The following is a 20,450-nucleotide window of genomic DNA, read 5'->3' on the forward strand; positions in this document are numbered from 1 at the left end:
TCCCTTTTCATTCTTCTGCCTTTGGCCCCGGCTTTTCGCCCGGCGCGCGCTGCACCTTGTCGCGCGGGTTCGCCTGATAGTAGGTGCGGCCCTGCAAGGCTTCGGGCAAACAGGCCATCTCGTCGGCGCGGCCCGCTTCGTTATCATGCGCGTACTGGTAGCCGCTGCCGTAGCCGATCTCCTTCATCAAAGAGGTCGGCGCGTTACGCAGGTGCATCGGCACAGGCTGTTGCTCAGTCTCAAGCGCGTCCTTCGCCGCCGCCATGTAGGCCGTCAGCACCGAGTTCGATTTCGGCGCGAGCGCCAGATGGAGCGTCGCCTGCGTCAACGCCAGCCGCGCTTCGGGCATCCCGACGAAGTGTGTCGCTTGCATCGCCGCCACCGCGGTGACCAGCGCCCGCGGGTCTGCGAGCCCGACGTCCTCGGACGCATGGATCACCAGCCGGCGGGCGATAAACAACGGGTCTTCGCCGGCTTCGAGCATGCGCGCCAGCCAGTAGACCGCCGCATCGGCGTCCGAGTTGCGGATCGATTTAATGAAAGCCGAGATGAAGTTGAAATGCTCCTCGCCGCCCTTGTCATAACGCAGAGAGGCGCGCTGCATGGCCTCGCTCAGCACCTCTTTGGTTATCACGCGCGCGCCGATGGCATCGGGTTCGGCTACCGACACGGCCAGCTCCAGGGTGTTCAAAGCGACCCGCGCATCACCTGAAGCGTAAGCGGCGATGGCGCGCAAAACCTCGTCGGTCGCGTCAACGCGCTCTTCGCCGAGGCCGCGCTCGGCGTCTTCGATGGCGCGCGTCAGGATGACGACGATATGCTCTGCCGAAAGCGATTCGAGCGTGAAAACGCGCGACCGCGACAGCAATGCCGAGTTGACTTCAAAGGACGGGTTCTCGGTGGTCGCGCCGATCAGGATGATGGTGCCGCTTTCGACAAACGGCAAGAAAGCGTCCTGCTGTGCCTTATTAAAGCGATGGATTTCGTCAATGAAGACGACGGTGCGGCGGCCCGTCTGGCGGCGGAACTCGTCGGAGGATTTCATCATCTCGCGGACTTCGCGGATGCCAGAGGTCACGGCGCTGAATGTCACGAAGCGCGCCGCGGTATGATCGGCGATCAGCGCCGCGAGCGTCGTCTTGCCGGTGCCCGGCGGCCCCCAGAAAATCAATGATTGCAGGCGGTCATCTTCGACCATGCGGCGCAGGGCGCGGCCCGGCCCGATAATCTTTTCCTGTCCAACGAACTCTTCGAGAGTGCGCGGACGCATGCGGTCGGCCAGCGGGCGCGACCGCAGATCGGCTTCAACTTCAGCCACAGGGTTCTCCTCCTCGTTCAATTCCTCAAAGAGACTCGGCTCGCGTCCGCCACCGGTTTTTTTGAGACTCGGCATAATTTGCTCCCTTGAGAAGTGTAAACGCGCAATCACACAACCGACAATGCGGGGGCGTGATCTGCCGTTGACTTGCAGCGTCAGAACGCCGCTAAAGTGACGGGCGGTCGGCTTGCCGCTTTTGCTCGCGGGCAGTTAAGATGGCTTCGTTGACAATGAATCCTCTGCTTTGTTACCGTAAATATTTACCTCAATAGCGCTTGCGGCCTCTGTGCGTTGCTGGACCGTGTGGGAGTCATCTTTGTGAGAAGCATGAGATACCTCGCCGTATTGATCATCTTCGCTTTATTCAGTACGGCGTGCGTCAAGAAAGTCAAAATCAATGAGCTGCTGCCGGTCAACGCGCCGGTGTCGCTGGATGAGCTGGTCGGGCGGGTCAACGCGTATAGCGAAATCACAACGCTTGCCGTACAGGTCCAAAACGTCGTCGTGCGCAATTACTTCACCGGCAAGAAGACCGAGGCCGAGCAGTTCCCGGCAGCGGCGGGATTGTTGCGCTTCCGGCGGCCCGACGACACGCGGATGCGCGTGACCTTTATCGGCAAGAAGATCGCCGATATGGTGAGCGACGGCAAACAGTTCCGGCTGGCTATCTATTACCCCGACGATAAGCGGCGCTTCATTCACGGCAGCAACCTCAAGGACATTGATCGCATGAACGCGCAGGACGTGCAGCAGAGCAAAGACTCACAGATCAGCCGTGCCGGCGGCCTGATCAACATGCGGCCGCAGCACATCACCGACTCGTTTCTGATTAAGCCCATTTCGACGGACGAGCGCCACGACGTCTTCCGCGAAGAGGTCCATGCGAGCGAGCCCGACACGCGGCCAGGCCGTTCGGGGCGCATGGTTGAGAAGACCTATTACGTGGTTTATGTGATTGAGCGTGGCGACCACGGGCAGGCGAAGCTGCGCCGCAAGTTCTGGTTCGACCGGACGCTGCCGGACACGCCGCTCACTCGCCAGCAGGTCTTCGAGAATGGCGAAGGGCGTCTGGCCAGCGACGTGAAGTATTCGGACTGGTTCAAGCTGCCCAACAGCGAACGCCAGTGGCCGGGGCTGATCACGATTGACCGGCGCAACGACGGCTATCGGCTCGAGCTCGAACTGGCCAAGGATTCGATTGAAACCAACATCGATCTGCCGCCGACGACCTTCCAGCTCGAAAACGACGAGCACCTCGAAGAACTCGACCTGGACGCCCCGCGCAAAGACCTGAGGCCGAAGAACGCCGACGGCGGCGAGCCGGCGAGTAAGCCGCCGAAATCACAGAACGCCAACCACCGCTGAATCGCTATGGATAGCCTGATCGTCGCCAACATCCGCCAGCGACCGTTGCGCACCGCCATCAGCGTCACCGGCGTCGCGCTCGGCGTCATCCTCGTTGTACTCTTTGTCGGCCTGGCGCGCGGCATGATGCGTGATTCGACCGACCGGCAGTCGAACGTAGATGCCGAAGTCCGATTCTTCCCCGGCGGCGACCTGTCGCTGTCGGCCAACCCTTTGCGCCTGCCCTCGCGGTACGCCGACGCCATTATGAAAGGCGTGCAGCCAACCGCCGAAGACCCCGACCTGAAACCGAAGCCGCCCATCGCCGGCGTCGCCGTCGCCACTCCGGTCGGCGAGTGGGTGCAGTCGGGCGTCGGCGCCATCGGCTTCGAATTGATTGACGGCATCGATTACGCCGGCTTCACGAAAGCGACTCAACTGCACATCGTTGAGGGGCGCGGGCTGGGCGACGGGCGCGACACCGGCGTCAACGAAGCCATCGTTGACGGCTACTACGCCGAGCATAATCTCGATGCCGACGGCCAGCCGGTGCGAGTCGGCAGTCGCATCAAGACGCTCGGCCATGAATTCACCGTCGTCGGCGTCTACGCGCCGTCGCTGCTGGCGCGCATCAAGATTCCGCTACGCACCATGCAGCAGTTGTTTGGCGGCGCTGAGAACTGCTCGTTCCTGATGGTCAAGTGCGAGCGCCCGGAACTTGCCGAACAGGTGAAAGCCGACATTCAGCAGACCTATCCCGGCAATCACGTTTTGTTGACCAGCGAGATTCCGTCACTCTATGGCCAGAGCTTTCGCGCCGTCGAGATTTTCCTCAACGTCGTCATCGGCCTAGCGCTGGTGATTTCGACGCTGGTGATCCTGCTCGGCATGTACACGACGATCATCGAGCGGACGCGCGAGATCGGTATCCTTAAGAGTCTCGGCGCTTCAAAGGCGTTCATCATTCTGGCGATTGAAAAAGAGGCGGCGTTGATCAGCGGGCTCGGCATCGTCGTCGGCTTTCTGGTCGCCATCGCCGGCAAGTTTTTAATTCAGCGAAACACGCGCTTGATGATTGATCTGCCGCCGCAGTGGCTATTGATCGCCGCGTTGATCGGCCTGGCCGGCGGTGTCATCGGCGCTCTCTACCCGGCGGTGCGCGCCGCCAACCTTGACCCGGTCGAGGCGATCAGCTATGAGTAGTGACGAGTGATGAGTGACCATCGGCCATTTCATCACTCATCACTCATCACTCATCACTCGATATGAAACCAGTTTTAGAAACCATTGACCTGAAGATGATCTACCACGTCGGCAAGGTGGACGTGCCGGCCTTGCGCGGCGTCAATATGCAGATACGCGAAGGCGAATACGTCGCCATCATGGGGCCGTCGGGCTGCGGCAAATCAACCTTCCTGCACATCGTCGGCGGCATGCTACAGCCGACTTCGGGGCGTGTCATTATCGGCGGCGAAGACCTTACCGAAATGAGCGACGCGGCGCGCACAGACGTTCGCCGTCGCAAGATCGGCTTCGTCTTCCAGCGCTTCAACCTCTTCCCGACGCTTTCAGCCGAAGGTAATCTCAAGCTCGCCGAGCGCATCCACGACAAGGAACGCAATGGCCAGGGCGACGCGGCGCGGCGGCGCGAAGTCTTGCGCTTGCTGCGGCTCGAAGACAAGATGCACCACAAGCCGCTTGAGCTGTCGGGCGGCGAGCAGCAGCGCGTCGCGATTGCGCGCGCCATCATCACGCGCCCGGCTATCTTGCTGGCCGACGAGCCGACCGGTAACCTGGACACAGAGAATTCGCAGGTCGTTTTGGATATGCTGCGCAACCTCAATAAAGAATTCGGCCAGACGATTGTGATGATCACCCATAACCCTGAGGCTGCCCGGCTGACGGATCGGATTATCGAGATGCGCGACGGCCAGGTAGTTTCGGCCAGTGTCCGGACCGAAGGAGGTGAGCGATGAAGATACTGTTCACCACTTTAAAGAAGACGCTCTTCTGGTCTTACGAGCGCGGCAGCTGGCAGTACGACCTGATGTGCGTGCTGATTCTTGCCTTCGTCTTCCTCGCGCCAAACAGCCTGATTCATCCCGCCGCCGCCGCGCCCGTGGTGATCCCCGCCGAAGAACTCGGCGCCGTCGAACCGAGCCGCGTCGAGCCGGCGATCCGCGATTATTTAAAGGCCACCGGCCACGATATTCAACACCCGCGCATCGAAATAGTGACCGACCGAGAGTCCGGCAAAGTCACCTACATCGTTCAAGAAAAGTAGAACAGGACCGACGGGCGCTGCTCATCGCGTTAGAAAACTGAAGGAGTCATAAGGATGAAGCGAATCAAGACCGCCATAGTCGCGGCGTTTATTGTCGCCGCCACACTGCCGAACGCCAAGGCTGCGCCCGACGGCCAGTTGGATCAAATCCTCAACAACATGCAGAAGGCCGCCGCGGAGATCAAGACGATCTATGCGAAGATGGAGCAGGTGAAGCGCGACCGCGAAGTCGGCGGCACCGAAAAATATAGCGGCGAAATCTTTTTCAAGCACGTCGGCAAGAACAACGACAAAGTCTTCCTCAAATATTCCTTGCCCCGAGGCCAGAAGATATGGGTCGTCGGCGATAAGATCATCCTCTATCAAGAAGCGACCGGCACGGCTTACATCTCTTCGCGGAGAGCGCAGGCGGCAAAGAACGGCGAGTACAATTTCATTGCCACCCCCTATACTTCGGTGCCCGACCTGAAGCGCCAGTACAACATCGTTCACGTCGGCGACGAAGGCGGCCTGGCCAAGCTGGAGTTGACGCCGAAAGGCAAATCGTCTTTGCAAAAGCTGACGCTGTGGGTGGATCAGGGGAACTGGCTGCCGACAAAATATCAGGTCGCCGAAGCGAACAACAACGTGACGACCTTCACGTTGACCAACTTGAAAACCAATGGGGCGATCTCGGATCGCCTGTTCAGTGCCGACTACCCATCCGGCACAAAGACCGTGAACCGCTAGGGCCGCGTCTAGCCCAGGCTTCATGCTATAGTCACGACTATGGCAGCGATACCGAAAGACGCAGGCTCAATCATCCTTCTTAAAGACCCGCTTGACCCGCAACTGCTGTGGGTCAAGCGGAGCGCCCGCCTCGCCTTCATGGGCGGCTTTCATGCCTTTCCCGGCGGCCAGCTCGACAAAGAAGATTTGGAAACGCCGGTCGCCGGCTGCACGGGCGACGAGGCGTGGATGCGCGCGTGTGCGGCGCGCGAAGTCTTTGAAGAGATCGGCGTGCTGCTGGCAGAGGGCGCAAAGCGATTGACCGTCGCACAGATTGCCGACGCCCGGCGTCAACTGGCGGCTGGCGAAAAGACATTTCTGCAAATCCTTCGCGAGCATGATCTCGCGTTGAGCGGCGACGCGATGACAGCAGCGGGCCGCTGGGTAACCCCGCCGTTTGCGCCGCGCCGCTTTGACACATGGTTTTTTCTGGCGTGGCTTCCCGACAATCAAGAAGCCCTGGTTGACGCGGGCGAGCTTGAGACCGCTGAATGGGTTCGCCCCGCCGAAGCTCTCGACCGCTGGCAGCGCGGCGAGATCATTATGGCGCCGCCGACCTTGCACGTCATCCGCACGCTGGCGGCGAGCCCAAAGCAAATCGAGGCGTGGCCGGCGCGACTGACGGCAATCCCTGAAGCGCAGCGCGGGCTGGTGCGCCGCATCGAGTTTCGCCCCGGCATCTTTCTCTTCCCCGTCAAGACGCCGACGCTGCCGCCGGCAACGCACACCAACTGCTACATCATCGGCGGCGACGAAATCGTGATCATCGATCCGGCTTCACCGTATGAAGAAGAGCAGCGCGAGCTCGATCAGTTCATTGATGCGCTGATTGGCGAAGGTCGGCGAGTGCGCGAGATCATCCTGACACATCACCACCCGGATCATACGGGCGGGGTCGAGCATTTGCGGCGGCGGCTCGGCGCGCCGGTCGCCGCTCAGAGATTGACCGCAGACCGCATGGCGCGCTCGCTTGCGGTTGACCGGTTCATTGAAGACGACGAGATGATCGAGCTGCCGGGGGAGCCCGGCTGGCGGCTGCGCGCCCTGCACACGCCTGGGCACACCCGCGGCCATCTCTGCTTTTATGAAGAGAACAGCGGCGCGATCATCACCGGCGATCTGGTTGTCGGCTTTGGCACGGTGGTCATCGATCCGCCCGAAGGCAACATGCGGCAGTATTTCGATTCCCTTCACCGCTTGCTGGCGTTGCCGAAACTGTCATCGCTTTTCCCGGCGCATGGGCCGGCTATCGGCAATGCGCGTCACAAGCTCGAAGAATACGTCACGCACCGCACCGAGCGCGAAAACAAGATACTCGAAGCGGTGCGCGCCGGCGCTACGTCGCCTGAAGAGATTGTGCCGGTGGCGTACACAGACGTGACGCCGGCGATGTGGGGCCTGGCCGAGCGCTCGACGATGGCGCACCTTGAAAAGCTCGAAGAGGAAGGCCGCGTCACGCACGACTCGGGCGGCTACTGCGCGGTAGAATGAGGCAGGAGGCAGCAACATATGAGTCACACGATCAAAGCCGTCTATCACAACGGCGCTTTCATTCCGCAAGAGCCTTGTGACCTGCCCGAAGGCGTCCAGGTAGAAGTGGTGGTCAGTGATCCCTACACAATTCCGCCGCAGATTACCGATCCGAAAGAGCGGGAAAAAGTGATGGCAGAATTGCTAAAGAGAATGAGCGAGAATCCAATTCCAGAAAACGCGCCGCGTTTCACAAGAGATGAGCTACATGAACGCCGTTGATACGAACGTATTGATTTATGTTCATGATCCGCGTGACCCAGTGAAACAGGCCATTGCCAATTCCCTGGTACACTCACTCTCTGATGGCGTATTACTCTGGCAGGTCGCCTGTGAGTTCATTGCGGCAAGCAGAAAGCTCGCGCCTTATGGGTTCAGCCGAGACAAGGCATGGCAAGAACTAAATATGCTTCAAGCACTCTGGGCGACGAAGTTGCCCCGGTGGGCGGTGCTGCAAAGAGCCGAAACGCTGCAAAACAGATATAATCTTTCTATTTGGGATGCGATGATTGTCGCCGCGTGCCTGGAAGGCGGCGTGGCCTATCTTTATTCTAAAGACTTCGGTGCGTACTCGCAGATTGAAAGTTTGACGCTCATCAATCCTTTCAAGACACCATAACTGTTAAACGCCGTTGGACAGAATCACGATTCCGCGAAACACGCTCGTCTTGCTGGTCGGCCCGGCGGGGTGCGGCAAGTCGAGCTTTGCCGCCCGCCACTTCTGGCCGACACAGATTGTCTCTTCAGACCATTGCCGAGCGGTGATCTGCGATGATCCGGCCAATCAGAATGTCACGCCGCTCGCTTTCGATTTAATGCATTCGATTATCGAGATGCGCCTGCGACTCGGACGCCTGACCATTGCCGACGCGACCAGTCTCAAACGCGAAGACCGCCGCCCGCTGGTGCGCCTGGCGCGACGGGCCAGATTCAATAGCGCCGCCATTGTTTTCAATCTGCCGCTCGAAGTCTGCCTGGCGCGCAACCAGCGCCGCCAGCGCGTTGTCCCTGACGACGCCATCGCAGCTCAACATGAGTTATTGCTCGAAACGCTTCCGATGATCTCACGCGAAGGCTTCGGCTACGTCTGGGTATTGGACGAAGTCGCCGCGTCGAATGTGAGCGTGAAGGTCACGCGTTGGACTAATCGCCGGCCTGTGTTGCCGGCGCGGTCATAACCGCCGGGCCTCGCAGCGCCCGCCGCCAGCGCATCACTGAATCAATGATGACAATCACCACACAGGTCATCATGATGGCCGTCAGTGCCGTGTTCAGGTAGCCGCGAAAGGCGGTCTCCGGCTTCAAGGTCTCGCGCCAGAAGTTGTCGAAGATCGAGCGCCAGCCGGCGGTCAGCGTCGTTGTCGCGACGAAGACCAGCGGCGTGATCGTCACCCAGGCATAACGCGCCCGGCCCATATTGATAATCACCGTCGTGCCGACGCAGAGCGCAATCACCGCGAGCAACTGGTTGGCAATGCCAAACATCGGCCAGATGGTTGACACAGAGCCCGTGCGAATGAAGTAAGTCCAGCCAAAGACCACCAGCAACGAGGTGAAGATCGCGCCCGGCATCCAGTCGGGCCGCTCCAGTCGCTTATCCAGCCGGCCCATGAATTCGCCGACGCAGAAGCGTGCCACCCGTGTCCCCGCGTCAATCGTCGTCAAGATGAACAGCGCCTCGAACATGATGGCGAAGTGATACCAGTACTTCATCAGCCCGCGCATGCCCGGCAGAGCCGAGAAGATCTGCGCGATGCCGACCGCAAGCGTCACCGCGCCGCCTGTGCGACCGCGCAGGTTCTTTTCGCCGGTCTCCTGGGTCAGCTCTTCGAGCTTCTGTTCGTGCAGGTCGAAGCCTTCGACGCTGTGCGTTTCGACGAACGCCGAGTAATCGGTGCGGGCGCGGTCAATGTTGATCGAGAAGTAATCGCCGGGCAGCAGCGAGGTTGCCGCGACCAGCGCGACGACGCCGACCAGCCCTTCCAACAGCATCGAGCCGTAGCCGATCATGCGCGCGTCGGTCTCTTTATCCATCATCTTCGGCGTTGTCCCCGAGCTGATGAGCGAATGAAAACCGGAAATCGCGCCGCAGGCAATCGTGATGAAGACGAAGGGGAAGAGCTTGCCGGGAATGATTGGCCCGCCGCCGGCGACGAAGGGCGTGGCCGCCGGCATTTGCAAATGCGGCGCGACGAAGATGACGCCGATGATCAGAAACGCGACCGTGCCGAGCTTCATGAAAGAGCTAAGGTAATCGCGCGGCGCGAGCAACATCCACACCGGCAGCACCGAGGCGATGAAGCCATAAGCCGCCATCATGTAGGTGATCGTCGTCTCGGAAAAGGTGAACGACGAGGCAAGCGAGCTTTCGGCGATGCGTCCGCCGGCGATCACCGCAAAGAACAATCCGATGACGCCAATGATCGTCGCCTCGCGGATGCGCCCCTTGCGGAAGCGGTACATATACCATCCCATAAACAACGCCAACGGGATTGTGAAGCCGACAGTAAATGTCCCCCAGGGACTTTCGCCCAGCGCCTTGACGACGACCAGTCCCAGGCCGGCCAGCGCGATGACGACGATGAACAAGATAGCGATGCCCGTCAGCACGCCTGAAAGCGGGCTGATTTCGGTGCGGGCGATTTCGGCAAGCGACTTCCCTTTGCGGCGCACAGAGGCGACGAGAATCACAAAGTCATGGACGGCGCCGCCGAGTGTGACGCCGATCACCAGCCAGAGCAATCCCGGAAGGAAGCCGAACTGTGCCGCCAGCACCGGCCCGACCAGCGGCCCTGCGCCCGATATCGCCGCGAAGTGATGGCCAAACAACACCCACTTGTTCGTCGGAAAGTAGTTGTGCCCATCATTCATCGTGTGCGCGGGCATCTCCCGCGTATCGTCAAGCGCCAGCACCCGCGCCGCGATAAAGGCGCTGTAATAGCGGTAAGCGATAGCCAGCACACAGAGCACGCCGATCATTATGGGAAGTGCGCTCATCCGGGTCTCCTCAAGCGATTTTGGATTTTGGATTTTGGATTTTGGATTGGCAGATTGAGGCTTTGGCATTGTCCCTCAATCCAAAATCCAAAATCCAAAATCCAAAATTCCTCATGTTGCAATCCAATTTGAAATGGTGGCGTAGAGATGCGCAAGGATGCTAAGCGATGCCCGCGCCGACTGTCAACGCAAGCGTTCGCGCCAAAAAAATGAGGCTGACCGTCGGTGACGGCCAGCCTCGCTGGTTTATGCTGCTAGTGCCTTGCGAGCGTCAGGGTTTAGCCACTTTCGTAGCGACCGGACACACGCAGGTATTGTTTGCCATGTTCTGATCGGTGATGGTGCAGGTCGTCAAGTTGGCAATGATCACGGTCGCCGTGCCGCGCTTCACGGCCATATCGGCAGTGATCTTGACCCTGCGATTGCCCTTGCTGTGGTCGAAGGACACTATGCAGCCGCGCACCGTCAAAGTGGCCGTGCCGGTAGCGATGACCACGCCGTTGCAGCAGAACTGGTAATCGCCCGTCTGCGCATCGAATAGGCAGACATTGCCGGGGTTCGACTCATCCTGTAGACAGCCCGTCCAGACGCGCACCGCGAACGAGCAGGTCGCCGTGTTGCCCGAAGCGTCGGTCGCCGTGCAGGTCACGCTCGTCGTCCCTGTCGCGAAGACCGACCCTGAAGGCGGCACACACGCTACCGTCGCCCCCGGACAGTTATCCGAAATCGCCGGCGTCGCGTAGGTCACCGTCTGCGTCGTCGTGGTCGGGCAGGTGATCGGCGTCACCGTGCTGATCGCCGCCGGACAACCGTTGGTGAAGACTGGCGGTTGTGTGTCGTTGACCTTCACTGTGAAGCTGCACGTCGAGTCAGGCGCAACCCCATTGCTCGCCGTACACATCACCGTCGTCATGCCCACGGGGAAGCTCGACCCCGAAGGCGGCGTGCAGGTCACCGTCGGCGTCGGGACGCCGGTCGCCGTCACGTTAAAGGTGACATTGGCGGCGCACGAGCCGGCGGCGGCGCTGGCGACCACAGGGCTGGTCGGGCAGGTGATCGTCGGCGCAATGCCGATCTGAATCGTCACGTTGGCGAACGAGCTCGGACACGGCGGGTTCGAGATCGTCCAGCGCAGCACGATCTGGCCGGTGCCCGTCAGGTGTGTGAACGTCGCATTGGGCGTCGAAGCGTTCGGGTTGAACGTACCGGTGGCGCCCGCCGTCACAATCGTCCACTGGCCGGTGCCGCTGGTCGGCGTGTTACCGCCGAGGCCGGCAGTCGTGCCGCCCGGCGCGATGGTCTGATTCGGCCCGGCAGTCGCCGTCGTCGGCGGCTGCGTGATGGTAATCACCACATCAGCCGTGGCATTCGAACAAGGCGCGTTCGATACCGTCCAGCGCAGGGTGATCGGCCCGCTACCGCCCGTATGCGTAAACGTCGCGTTGGGCGTCGAAGCATTCGGGTTGAAGGTGCCGGTGCCGCCGCCCTGGATTGACCAAACGCCGGTCGCGCCACCCGCCGGCGTGTTGCCGCCGAGGCCCGTTGTCGTGCCGTTTGCGCAGACGGTCTGGTTCGAGCCGGCTGAAGCCGTCGGCTGCTGCTTGACGGTGATGGTCACCTCTGCGAATGAGTCAGGACACGACCCACTTGAGATGGTCCATCGCAGCACGAAAGTGCCTGCGCCGCTTGTCGAGGTGAAGGTCGCGCCCGGCGTGTTAGCGTTCGGGTTGAAGGTGCCGGTGCCGCCGCTCTGAATTGACCAAACGCCCATGCCGCTCGAAGGCGTGTTGCCGCCGAGACTCGCAGTTGCGCTGGTTTCACAGATCGTCTGCGGTCCACCCACCTTCGCCACGGTCGGCGACTGCGAGATGGTGATCGTCAATTCAGCGAACGAATCGGGACACGGCGCATTGGAGATCGTCCACCTCAACACGATTGGCCCGCTGCCGCCAGTGTGGGTGAAGGTCGCGCCCGGCGTGTTAGCATTCGGGTTGAAGATGCCGGTGCCGCCGCTCTGCACTGTCCACATGCCCGTGCCACTGGTCGGCGTGTTGCCGCCCAGGCTCGAAGTCGTGCTCAACGCGCAGATGCTCTGATTCGAGCCGACCGTCGCCGTCGTCGGTGACTGCGAGATGGTGATCGTCAATTCAGCGAACGAATCGGGACACGGCGCATTGGAGATCGTCCACCTCAACACGATTGGCCCGCTGCCGCCAGTGTGGGTGAAGGTCGCGCCCGGCGTCGCGGCGTTCGGGTTGAAGATGCCTGTGCCGCCGCTTTGCACTGTCCATATGCCCATGCCACTGGTCGGCGTATTGCCGCCCAGGCTCGAAGTCGTGCCCAGCGCGCAGACGCCCTGATTCGAGCCGACCTTTGCCGTTGTCGGCGGCTGCGTGACCGTAATAACCACATCAGCGGACGAGCTGGCGCAAGGCGAACTCGAAATCGTCCACCTGAGCGTGATCATGCCGGTCCCACCGGTGTGGGTGAAGGTCGCGCCCGGCGTGTTAGCATTCGGGTTGAAGGTGCCGGTCGCGCCTGCCGTGACAATCGTCCACATTCCCGTACCACTGGTCGGCGTGTTGCCGCCGAGCGCGGCCGTCGTGCTGCCGGCGCAAATCGTCTGCGGGCCGCCCGCGGTTGCCGGCGTCGGCGACTGCGAAATGGTGATCGTCAATTCAGCGAACGAATCAGGACACGGCGCGTTGGAGATCGTCCAGCGCAGCACGATCTGGCCGGTGCCCGTCAGGTGTGTGAAGGTCGCGCCCGGCGTGTTAGCATTCGGGTTGAAGGTGCCGGTGCCGCCGCTCTGCACTGTCCACATGCCCGTGCCACTGGTCGGCGTGTTGCCGCCCAGGCTCGAAGTCGTGCCCAGCGCGCAAACGCCTTGGTTCGGCCCGACCGTCGCCGTTGTCGGCGGCTGCGTGATGGTGATCGTCACATCCGCAGTCGAGTTCGGACACGGGGCGTTAGAGATCGTCCACCTCAACACGATTGGCCCGCTGCCGCCGGTGTGCGTGAAGGTCGCGCCCGGCGTGTTAGCATTCGGGTTGAAGGTGCCCGCGCCGCCACTGACCACCGACCACATTCCCGTACCACTGGTCGGCGTGTTGCCGCCGAGCGCGGCCGTCGTGCTGCCGGCGCAGATCGTCTGCGGGCCGCCCGCGGTCGCCGTTGTCGGCGGCTGCGAAACGGTGATCGTCAATTCAGCTGTGGCATCCGTGCAAGGCGCATTCGACACTGTCCATCTCAACACGATAGGCCCGCTGCCGGCCGTGTGCGTGAAGGTCGCGCCCGGCGTGTTAGCATTCGGGTTGAAGGTGCCCGCGCCGCCGCTCTGCACTGTCCACATTCCCGTAGCGCCGCCCGCTGGCGTGTTGCCGCCCAGGCTCGAAGTCGTGCCCAGCGCGCAGACGCCCTGATTCGACCCAACTGTTGCCGTTGGCTGTTGCTTCACCGTGATTACGGCGTCAGCCGTCGCGCTCGTGCTACAAGTCGAGTTGGTAACCGTCCACCTTAACGTGATTGTCCCTGCCCCGCTGGTCGGGGTGAAAGTCGCGTTCGGGGTGGTCGCATTCGGGGTGAAGGTGCCGGTCGCACCCCCGGTCACGATAGACCATGTGCCCGTCTCATTCGCCCCCGGCGTGTTGCCTCCGAGCCCGGTCGTCGTGCCGGTTTCACAGATCGTCTGCGGCCCGCCGGTACTCGCCGTCGGCGCCGGTTGAATCGTGATGCTGACGTCAGCCATGGCGCTCGTGCAAGGCGCGTTCGTCACCGTCCAGCGCAGCATAATCGTCGTGCCGATGCCGCCGCTGGTGTGCGTGAAGGTCGCGCCCGGCGTCGTGGCGTTCGGGTTAAACGTGCCCGTCACACCCGCCGTCACGATAGACCATGTACCGGTCGCCCCACCCGATGGCGTGTTGCCGCCGAGCGGAGCCGTCGTGCCGGTGGCGCAAATAGTTTGCGGCCCGCCGACGGTTGCCGTCGGCTGCCCCTTGACGGTAATCACGACATCGGCGGTCGCCGGCGAGCAAGGCGAATTGGAAACCGTCCACCGCAGGGTGATCGTCCCGGGGCCGCTGGTCGGCGTGAAGGTCGCGCCCGGCGTCGTGGCGTCGGGGTTAAAGGTGCCGGTCGCGCCACCGGTCACGATTGACCACATTCCCGTAGCGCCGCCCGATGGCGTGTTGCCGCCGAGCGAAGCCGTTGTGCTCCCGTCGCAGATCGTCTGCGGCCCGCCGGCGGTTGCCGTCGGCGCTGTCTTAATCGTGACGCTCACATCGGCTGTCGCAGCCGTGCAAGGCGCATTCGTCACCGTCCAACGCAGCGTTATGGTCGTGCCGACACCGCCGCTGGTGTGGGTGAAGGTCGCGCCCGGTGTGTTGGCATCGGGGTTAAAGGTGCCCGTCACACCCGCCGTCACGATAGACCATGTACCAGTCGCCCCACCCGACGGCGTGTTGCCGCCGAGCGCGGTCGTCGTGCCGAGCGCGCAGATCGTCTGCGGGCCACCGGCTGAAGCCGTGGGTTGCTCCTTGACAGTGATCGTCACGTCAGCCGTGGCATCCGTGCAAGGCGCATTCGACACTGTCCAGCGCAGGGTTATGGTCGAACCGATGCCGCCGCTGGCGTGTGTGAAGGTCGCGCCCGGCGTCGTGGCGTTCGGGTTAAAGGTGCCCGTCACACCCGCCGTCACGATAGACCATGTACCAGTCGCCCCACCCGACGGCGTGTTGCCGCCGAGCGCGGTCGTCGTGCCGAGCGCGCAGATCGTCTGCGGCCCGCCGACGGTTGCCGTCGGCTGCGCCTTGATGGTGATCGTCACTTCCGCAAACGAATCCGCGCAAGGCGAATTCGAAATCGTCCAGCGCAGCACGATTGGCCCGCTGCCGCCCGTGTGCGTGAAGGTCGCGCCCGGCGTCGTGGCGTTCGGGTTGAAGGTGCCGGTGCCGCCGCTCTGCACTGTCCACATTCCCGTGCCACTGGTCGGCGTGTTGCCGCCCAGGTCCGTCGTTGTGCCAAGCGCGCAGACGGTCTGGTTCGAGCCGACCGTCGCCGTCGTCGGCGGCGTCTTGACCGTCACCATCGTCGCTGGCGAGCTGGTGTTGTTGCTGGGGTTGGTGTCGGGCGTCGAGGAAGTGACGTTCGCGGTATTCGACAGCACCGTGCCGTCCGCGACACTGCCGCTAACGCCGACGACAACTGTGAAGACGGCGTTTTCACCATTGGCCGAAGACGCCCTGGTGAAGGTGATCGTCCCGTTGCCGCCGTTGGGAACGGAATCGGTGCGGTTCCAGTTGGCCGGCGGGGTGGCCGAGACCAGCGTCGTGCCCGTCGGCATCACGTCGCTGACAATCGGGTTGACCGCCGCGCCGGGGCCGGCGTTGTGGTAGGTGATCGTATAGGTAATGTTGCTGGTCGAGCAGACCGTCGCGGCGCCGGCCATCTTGGTGACGCTCAAGTCAGCCGCATCGAGCGTCAGGCAGGTCGGATCTGCCGTCCCGCCGACACTGGGATCATCGGTCTGAAGCCCGCCCGCTGGACCGCCTGTGTAGTTGACCGTGCCTTGATTGCAAACCTGCGTCGTGCCCGGCGGGAAGGTGTTGGCGGCGTTAACCACCACGCTGAACATGATCATGACCGATTCGCCCGCCGGCAAAGTGAACGGCCCAAGATCGGGCGGGCCGCCGGTTGGCGAGAATGCCGTCACGCGCCTTGCGCGATTCGCTCTGTAAGCGATTGCCGCGTTGGCGTTGCCGGACTTCAGCACCGCATTAGCGGCAGTCGGCTGATTCGCCGCCGGGTGGTACACCGCGTAACGAACGTCCGCGGGTATCTTCGCCGCATTGGCCCGGCTTGCAGTCGCATCACCCTCGATTTGCTTGCCAGCCGATGCGCCGTGGCGACGACCCGCGCTTTCCTGATTCGCCGCCAGTGAGCTGTCAAGCGCGCCCGTCGTCCGCGCCGGCGGCGTCCAGACCGGCAGTTGGGTAATGACGAATTGTATCTGAGAAGCATCCGGTAAGCGCCTGATGCCCGGCGCTAACGTGTTTTCCATCAGCGGGCGCAACACCTTAGGCGTCTTCGCACTGCCGTCAAGGTAGACCTTGCCAAGCTCGCGCATCAAGACCGTGAGCAAATCGATCTTGTCGTGGGCGTAGCTGATATCGATTGTCTGTAACTCTCTTCCGGGAACGCCGACGGTGAATTCGCTGTCGTCTTGCGGCGACTGGTCGATGTACCAGCCATAGCCGGCGGCGGTCGGGTCTATCTTGACGTGTGTGCCATTGGCCGACGCGACCTGCCCGGCGGGCAGATCGGCAAGCTCGAAGGTCACGGCCTGGAGTCGCGCCAGGGCGTCGGCGGATATCTCGGCCTGTCGCCACCGCTCCACCGCGGCCTGCGCCATCCATAATAATTCTGGCGTCGACAGCTTGATGGGGTCGCCGGCCTTCGGATCGCCGATGCTTAAAGCGTCCTCCATCGGTTGCGCGTCATCAGACGTGCCGACATTGGCCGCCGTAAGCTCTGACGGCACCGACGCAAAGCTCGGCAAAGTGCAACTGGCGACGCTGCCGATGCTACCGGCGCCGATGGTTTCAGTCCCGACGTTGCCGCCACCGTTGTGGCGGTTGAACGTGCCGGTGCTGTTGTGAACCAGATTGAACTCCTTCGAGGCGTCAGCGACATCGGCGCTGTTCTTCAAGGTGTTATTCGAGTAGTCGAGGCAGATATTTCCTGCGCTGACCCCCGAGCCAAGATTGATCGTCTCGGCGCGGAACCAGCCGCCGGTGCCCGCACTGGTATTGTTCTTGATCGTGTTGTTGGTGACGGTGGCGTTGATCGTTCCGTTGGCAGAGCCCTCACCGTTGTCGGTGCCGGCGCGGATCGCCAGCGCCGAGTTGCTATTGCTCGTGCCCTCATTGACGATGGTGTTGCCATTGATGGTGGCGTTGATGCTGCTGGCCGCCTGCGTTTCGATCTCGACGCCGCGGCGGTTCGACCTGCCGACGGCGGCGGCGAGCGTGCCGATGGTGTTGCCGAGCAGCTGGAGCTGGACGATGGATTTGCCGCGCGCGGAGACGTAGACGCCCCGCTGGAAGAAGTTCGTAATCGTGTTGTTCTGGATCAGAACCCGGTGCGTGACCGTGCTGACGCCGCAGGGTGCGGGGCTGCCGTCCAGGTTGCAGTTGTCCGGCGCGATGCGGATACCCATGTAGCCAATGAACGTATCATCAATTCCGCTATTCGAAAGGGTGTTGTTTTGTATGGTCGCGGCATTGTTCGGCGAGCCGATGCGCCCGCTGCCTGTCGCATTCACGTTGATAATGCCGGCAGCAAAGGTGGCGCCGTTCGGAGTGTCGAACGTGTTGTTGTGGATGTTGTAGTTGAGCACGGAGTTCTGCTGGGTAGTCATCTCCAGGTTATTGACGCCGTTCGCGGCAGGCGCGACGAACTTCGCGTTGGAGACGTCGACGGTGGCGGTGCCACTCGCGCCCGTGTTATCACCGGCAGCGACGATGACGCCGCTCCCGAACAGGTTCGTGAACTTCATGTCGAAGGTGTCGCCCGGGTTGCTGTCCTGTATGTTGAACGTGACGTTCGCGGTGTCCTGCAAGGAGACCGCGACCGCCGTACCGCCGTCCTTCTTGTTGTCAATGAGGCAGCCGTCGAGGGTCAGCGTCGCATTGCTGCTGTGATTCTCGAAGCGCACGGCAAACGAGTTCGTAATGTTTGCGTTGTTGTGATCGATGGTGGTCTTTTCGATCAACGTCGTGCCGGTGGTGTTTGTCACCATGAAGCCGTTGCCGCTCGGGGCAAGAACCTTCATGAACTTGAAGGTCGCGGTGAGGCTCTGCCCGCCCCTAATATCAACGGCGCCGGTGCCGTTTTGGGACAACGTGCCGGGCACGCTGGCGGTGTTCTGAATGATGCCGCCGGAGTTCGCGGTGCTGCCATCGCCGCTGACCACGAAACTGCCACTAATGTTATTAAGCTTGATGCCGTTCGCTCCACCGTTGTCCGCAACGCTGCCCAGAGCGATCTGTAATGGCGTGGCGCCGCTGCTCTTCGTAATCTCGACAGCGACCGCACCGCTCGCGGTGACCGAGCCGCTCGTGATCGTTATCGTGTTGGTATTGTCTTGTGCGAACAATCCCCGCTGATTCGCGTCAGGCGTGAGAGTGAACGAGCCGAAGGTGATCGTGCCGGTGTTGCCGGCCCCCGAGGTGCCCAGCACGACGCTCGTGCCTCCCGAACCACTGACCGTCGTGGTGCCATAGTTGACATTTGCGCTGGAACCGGTTTCCGAGATGCCCACCCCGCTTGAGTTCGAGATGCTTGTTGTGGTAATCGCCAGGCTGCCGGTGACGCTCACCAGGTTGATGCCCGTCGTGCTGCTGTTAGTAGAAGACACGGTCGTGAACGTCATTCCGAGGGTGGTCGCCGCGGTAATATTCAGGGCAGCCCCCGGAGACGCATTGGCATTGCCGTTTGAAGTAATCGAGCCGGTGGTGACATTGACCGTGCCGCCGCTTGCCGTCAGGCCAACTCCGGCGCTGGTGGTAACGGCGAGCGACGAGAAGGAGATCGTCCCGGAGTTCGTCGTCAGGTTCAAGCCGGTCCCTGATGTCGAGCCTTTGTTGACGGTCGTCCCCCCGAAACTGAAACTACTGCCAGCGGGCGCGCTCTGCACATCAATACCTGTGAGGGTTGGGTTGACAATGTTGGTCGTCGTCGAGGTAAACGACCCGCCGACCGTAGCCAGCTTTACACCTTCATTGCTGTCGCCGCCGGTCGTTTCGATCAAATCGAAGGTTGACCCGGAAGCGATGGTGCCGGTCGCGAGACTGAGCGCGCGGCCCGTGCCTTTGACCGATACGTCTTTGATCGTCACCGTGCCGAAGGTCGCGCCGGCAATGTCGGTGCCGGCAGCGCCCGTGTCGCCGACGGTGAAACCGTAAAGGCCATTGGTGCCGCTGGCGCCAGTATTGTTCAGCGTAATCGCGGTCGTGCCCGCCGTCGTAATGATCGGGTCACTGGCGTTGCCGGTCGCCGGCAGCAGGTTGCTGCCCGATGGCGCCGTGAACCCGGTTATCGTCAGAATGGATTGGCTCGCGCCCTGGCCAATGATGATCTCGCCGTTGTTCAGCGTGATGCCACCCGTGTAGTTCGTGCCGGATGTATAAAGGAAGATCACGTCGTTGGCGGCGTCAACCGTGTCGGCGCTGCCCGCACCGGTCAAGAACTTGAATGGCGTATTCAGCCGCCCGTCACCGTTAGTTGCCGCCGCGCTGTTGACGAACCATATCCTGCCAGCGATGTTGATGGTCACAGTCGCCGTGTCGGTTTTGCCCGTGCCGTTGCCGAGCGTGTAGATGAAGGTGTCATTGGCAGTCGAGCCGACGGCGGGCGTAAAGTCGAAGCTGCCGTCGCTGTGCATAGTGACGCTGCCGCCGTTGGTGGTCGCGCCCGTCGCCATGCCGCCGCTGGGGACATTGGTCGCGCCGATTTTCGTCACTTCGAGTGTGCCGCTGCCGTTCGGGTTGAGGTCGTTGGTCTGGATGACGCCCTGCGCGGCGGAAATTGTGATCGGCACGTTACCAATGGTGTTGTACGTGTCGTTTACGGCGATGGGCGAAGCCGCCAGCGAACCCGCCGTGTAGGTTGTGTTCGGATCGACCATGTCGGAGAAGACGACGTTGTTGAGCGCACTGCCCGAGTTGTTGGTGATGGTGACTGTGTACATGATGGTTTCGCCGGGGTCGGCCTTGCCATCGCCATCGTCGCCGACAATCGTCGCCGTCTTGGTCGCGGTGACTGTGGCAACCATCGGGCTGGCCAGCGAGGCTTTGATTGCCGCTCTCGCCCAGGGGGTGGACACACCGCCTCCTGGTCCGCTCGCTTTGCCCTTCATCAAGAGGCTCTCAGGCTGCCGGGAAAGGCTGCCATCGAGGGTCGCGTCGGCTGACGGCGCGGAGCGCGGGTTGCGCACGTCGGCGCGCGACGGGCCGGTCCAGCTCGACGAACTGGTCAAGGCGGAAATGTAAATCAGGCCCAACAGTCCCAGGAAGGAAAAGCGGATCGCGCGAGCGCAGGTTTTCAGCATGACGACACTCCTTGAAGGTAAAGCAAACGGGCTGCGGCCTGGCGGAAGCAGCCGACGGTTCGATTCCATAATTTAGCCGAATAGACGCATACACCTGAGAC

The 20,450-nt window shown here is 61.9% G+C and carries 12 protein-coding genes; 9 read left to right on the forward strand and 3 right to left on the reverse strand.

The annotated features are described in order from the left end of the window. Positions 1-7: 7 nt before the first annotated feature. Entirely contained in the window at positions 8-1,270 is a 1,263-nt protein-coding gene (locus VJ464_18460; protein HKQ07117.1) for a replication-associated recombination protein A, read from the reverse strand. Between the two features lie 366 nt (positions 1,271-1,636). Between VJ464_18460 and VJ464_18465 the strand changes: the two genes are divergently transcribed. The 9 genes from VJ464_18465 to VJ464_18505 all read left to right on the forward strand — a co-directional run bounded on the left by VJ464_18465 (position 1,637) and on the right by VJ464_18505 (position 8,422). Continuing rightward, on the forward strand, positions 1,637-2,683 hold the full coding sequence (locus VJ464_18465; protein HKQ07118.1) for a hypothetical protein: 1,047 nt from the start codon (positions 1,637-1,639) through the stop codon (positions 2,681-2,683). A gap of 6 nt (positions 2,684-2,689) precedes the next feature. Next, positions 2,690-3,865, forward strand: coding sequence for an ABC transporter permease (locus VJ464_18470; protein ID HKQ07119.1), 1,176 nt, complete (start codon positions 2,690-2,692; stop codon positions 3,863-3,865). Between the two features lie 62 nt (positions 3,866-3,927). Next, positions 3,928-4,638 (forward strand): ABC transporter ATP-binding protein, encoded by a 711-nt coding sequence (locus tag VJ464_18475; GenBank protein HKQ07120.1) that lies wholly within the window; start codon positions 3,928-3,930, stop codon positions 4,636-4,638. Beyond that, the gene (locus tag VJ464_18480; GenBank protein HKQ07121.1) at positions 4,635-4,946 is read left to right on the forward strand and encodes a hypothetical protein; all 312 of its coding nucleotides are present in this window, start codon (positions 4,635-4,637) and stop codon (positions 4,944-4,946) included. The genes VJ464_18475 and VJ464_18480 overlap by 4 nt, the downstream gene beginning before the upstream one ends. A gap of 54 nt (positions 4,947-5,000) precedes the next feature. Further along, on the forward strand, positions 5,001-5,675 hold the full coding sequence (locus VJ464_18485; GenBank protein ID HKQ07122.1) for an outer membrane lipoprotein carrier protein LolA: 675 nt from the start codon (positions 5,001-5,003) through the stop codon (positions 5,673-5,675). 39 nt (positions 5,676-5,714) lie between these two features. After that, positions 5,715-7,205: an MBL fold metallo-hydrolase gene (locus tag VJ464_18490; GenBank protein HKQ07123.1), complete on the forward strand. Its 1,491-nt coding sequence runs from the start codon at positions 5,715-5,717 to the stop codon at positions 7,203-7,205. An 18-nt stretch (positions 7,206-7,223) separates the two neighbouring features. Continuing rightward, positions 7,224-7,466, forward strand: a complete 243-nt coding sequence (locus VJ464_18495; protein ID HKQ07124.1) for an antitoxin family protein — start codon at positions 7,224-7,226, stop codon at positions 7,464-7,466. Next, on the forward strand, positions 7,453-7,863 hold the full coding sequence (locus tag VJ464_18500; protein HKQ07125.1) for a PIN domain-containing protein: 411 nt from the start codon (positions 7,453-7,455) through the stop codon (positions 7,861-7,863). Before VJ464_18495 ends, VJ464_18500 begins: the two co-directional genes overlap by 14 nt. Before the next feature lie 13 nt (positions 7,864-7,876). Next, positions 7,877-8,422, forward strand: coding sequence for an AAA family ATPase (locus VJ464_18505; protein HKQ07126.1), 546 nt, complete (start codon positions 7,877-7,879; stop codon positions 8,420-8,422). Here VJ464_18505 and VJ464_18510 read toward each other — a convergent pair. Both VJ464_18510 and VJ464_18515 read right to left on the reverse strand, forming a co-directional pair. After that, positions 8,388-10,241, reverse strand: coding sequence for a carbon starvation CstA family protein (locus VJ464_18510; protein ID HKQ07127.1), 1,854 nt, complete (start codon positions 10,239-10,241; stop codon positions 8,388-8,390). The two genes, VJ464_18505 and VJ464_18510, sit on opposite strands and share 35 nt — an antisense overlap. 271 nt (positions 10,242-10,512) lie before the next feature. Continuing rightward, entirely contained in the window at positions 10,513-20,349 is a 9,837-nt protein-coding gene (locus tag VJ464_18515) for an HYR domain-containing protein (protein ID HKQ07128.1), read from the reverse strand. Positions 20,350-20,450: the final 101 nt, after the last annotated feature.

It is taken from the genome of Blastocatellia bacterium (genome assembly GCA_035275065.1).
In the GTDB taxonomy this organism is placed as follows: Bacteria; Acidobacteriota; Blastocatellia; order UBA7656; family UBA7656; genus DATENM01.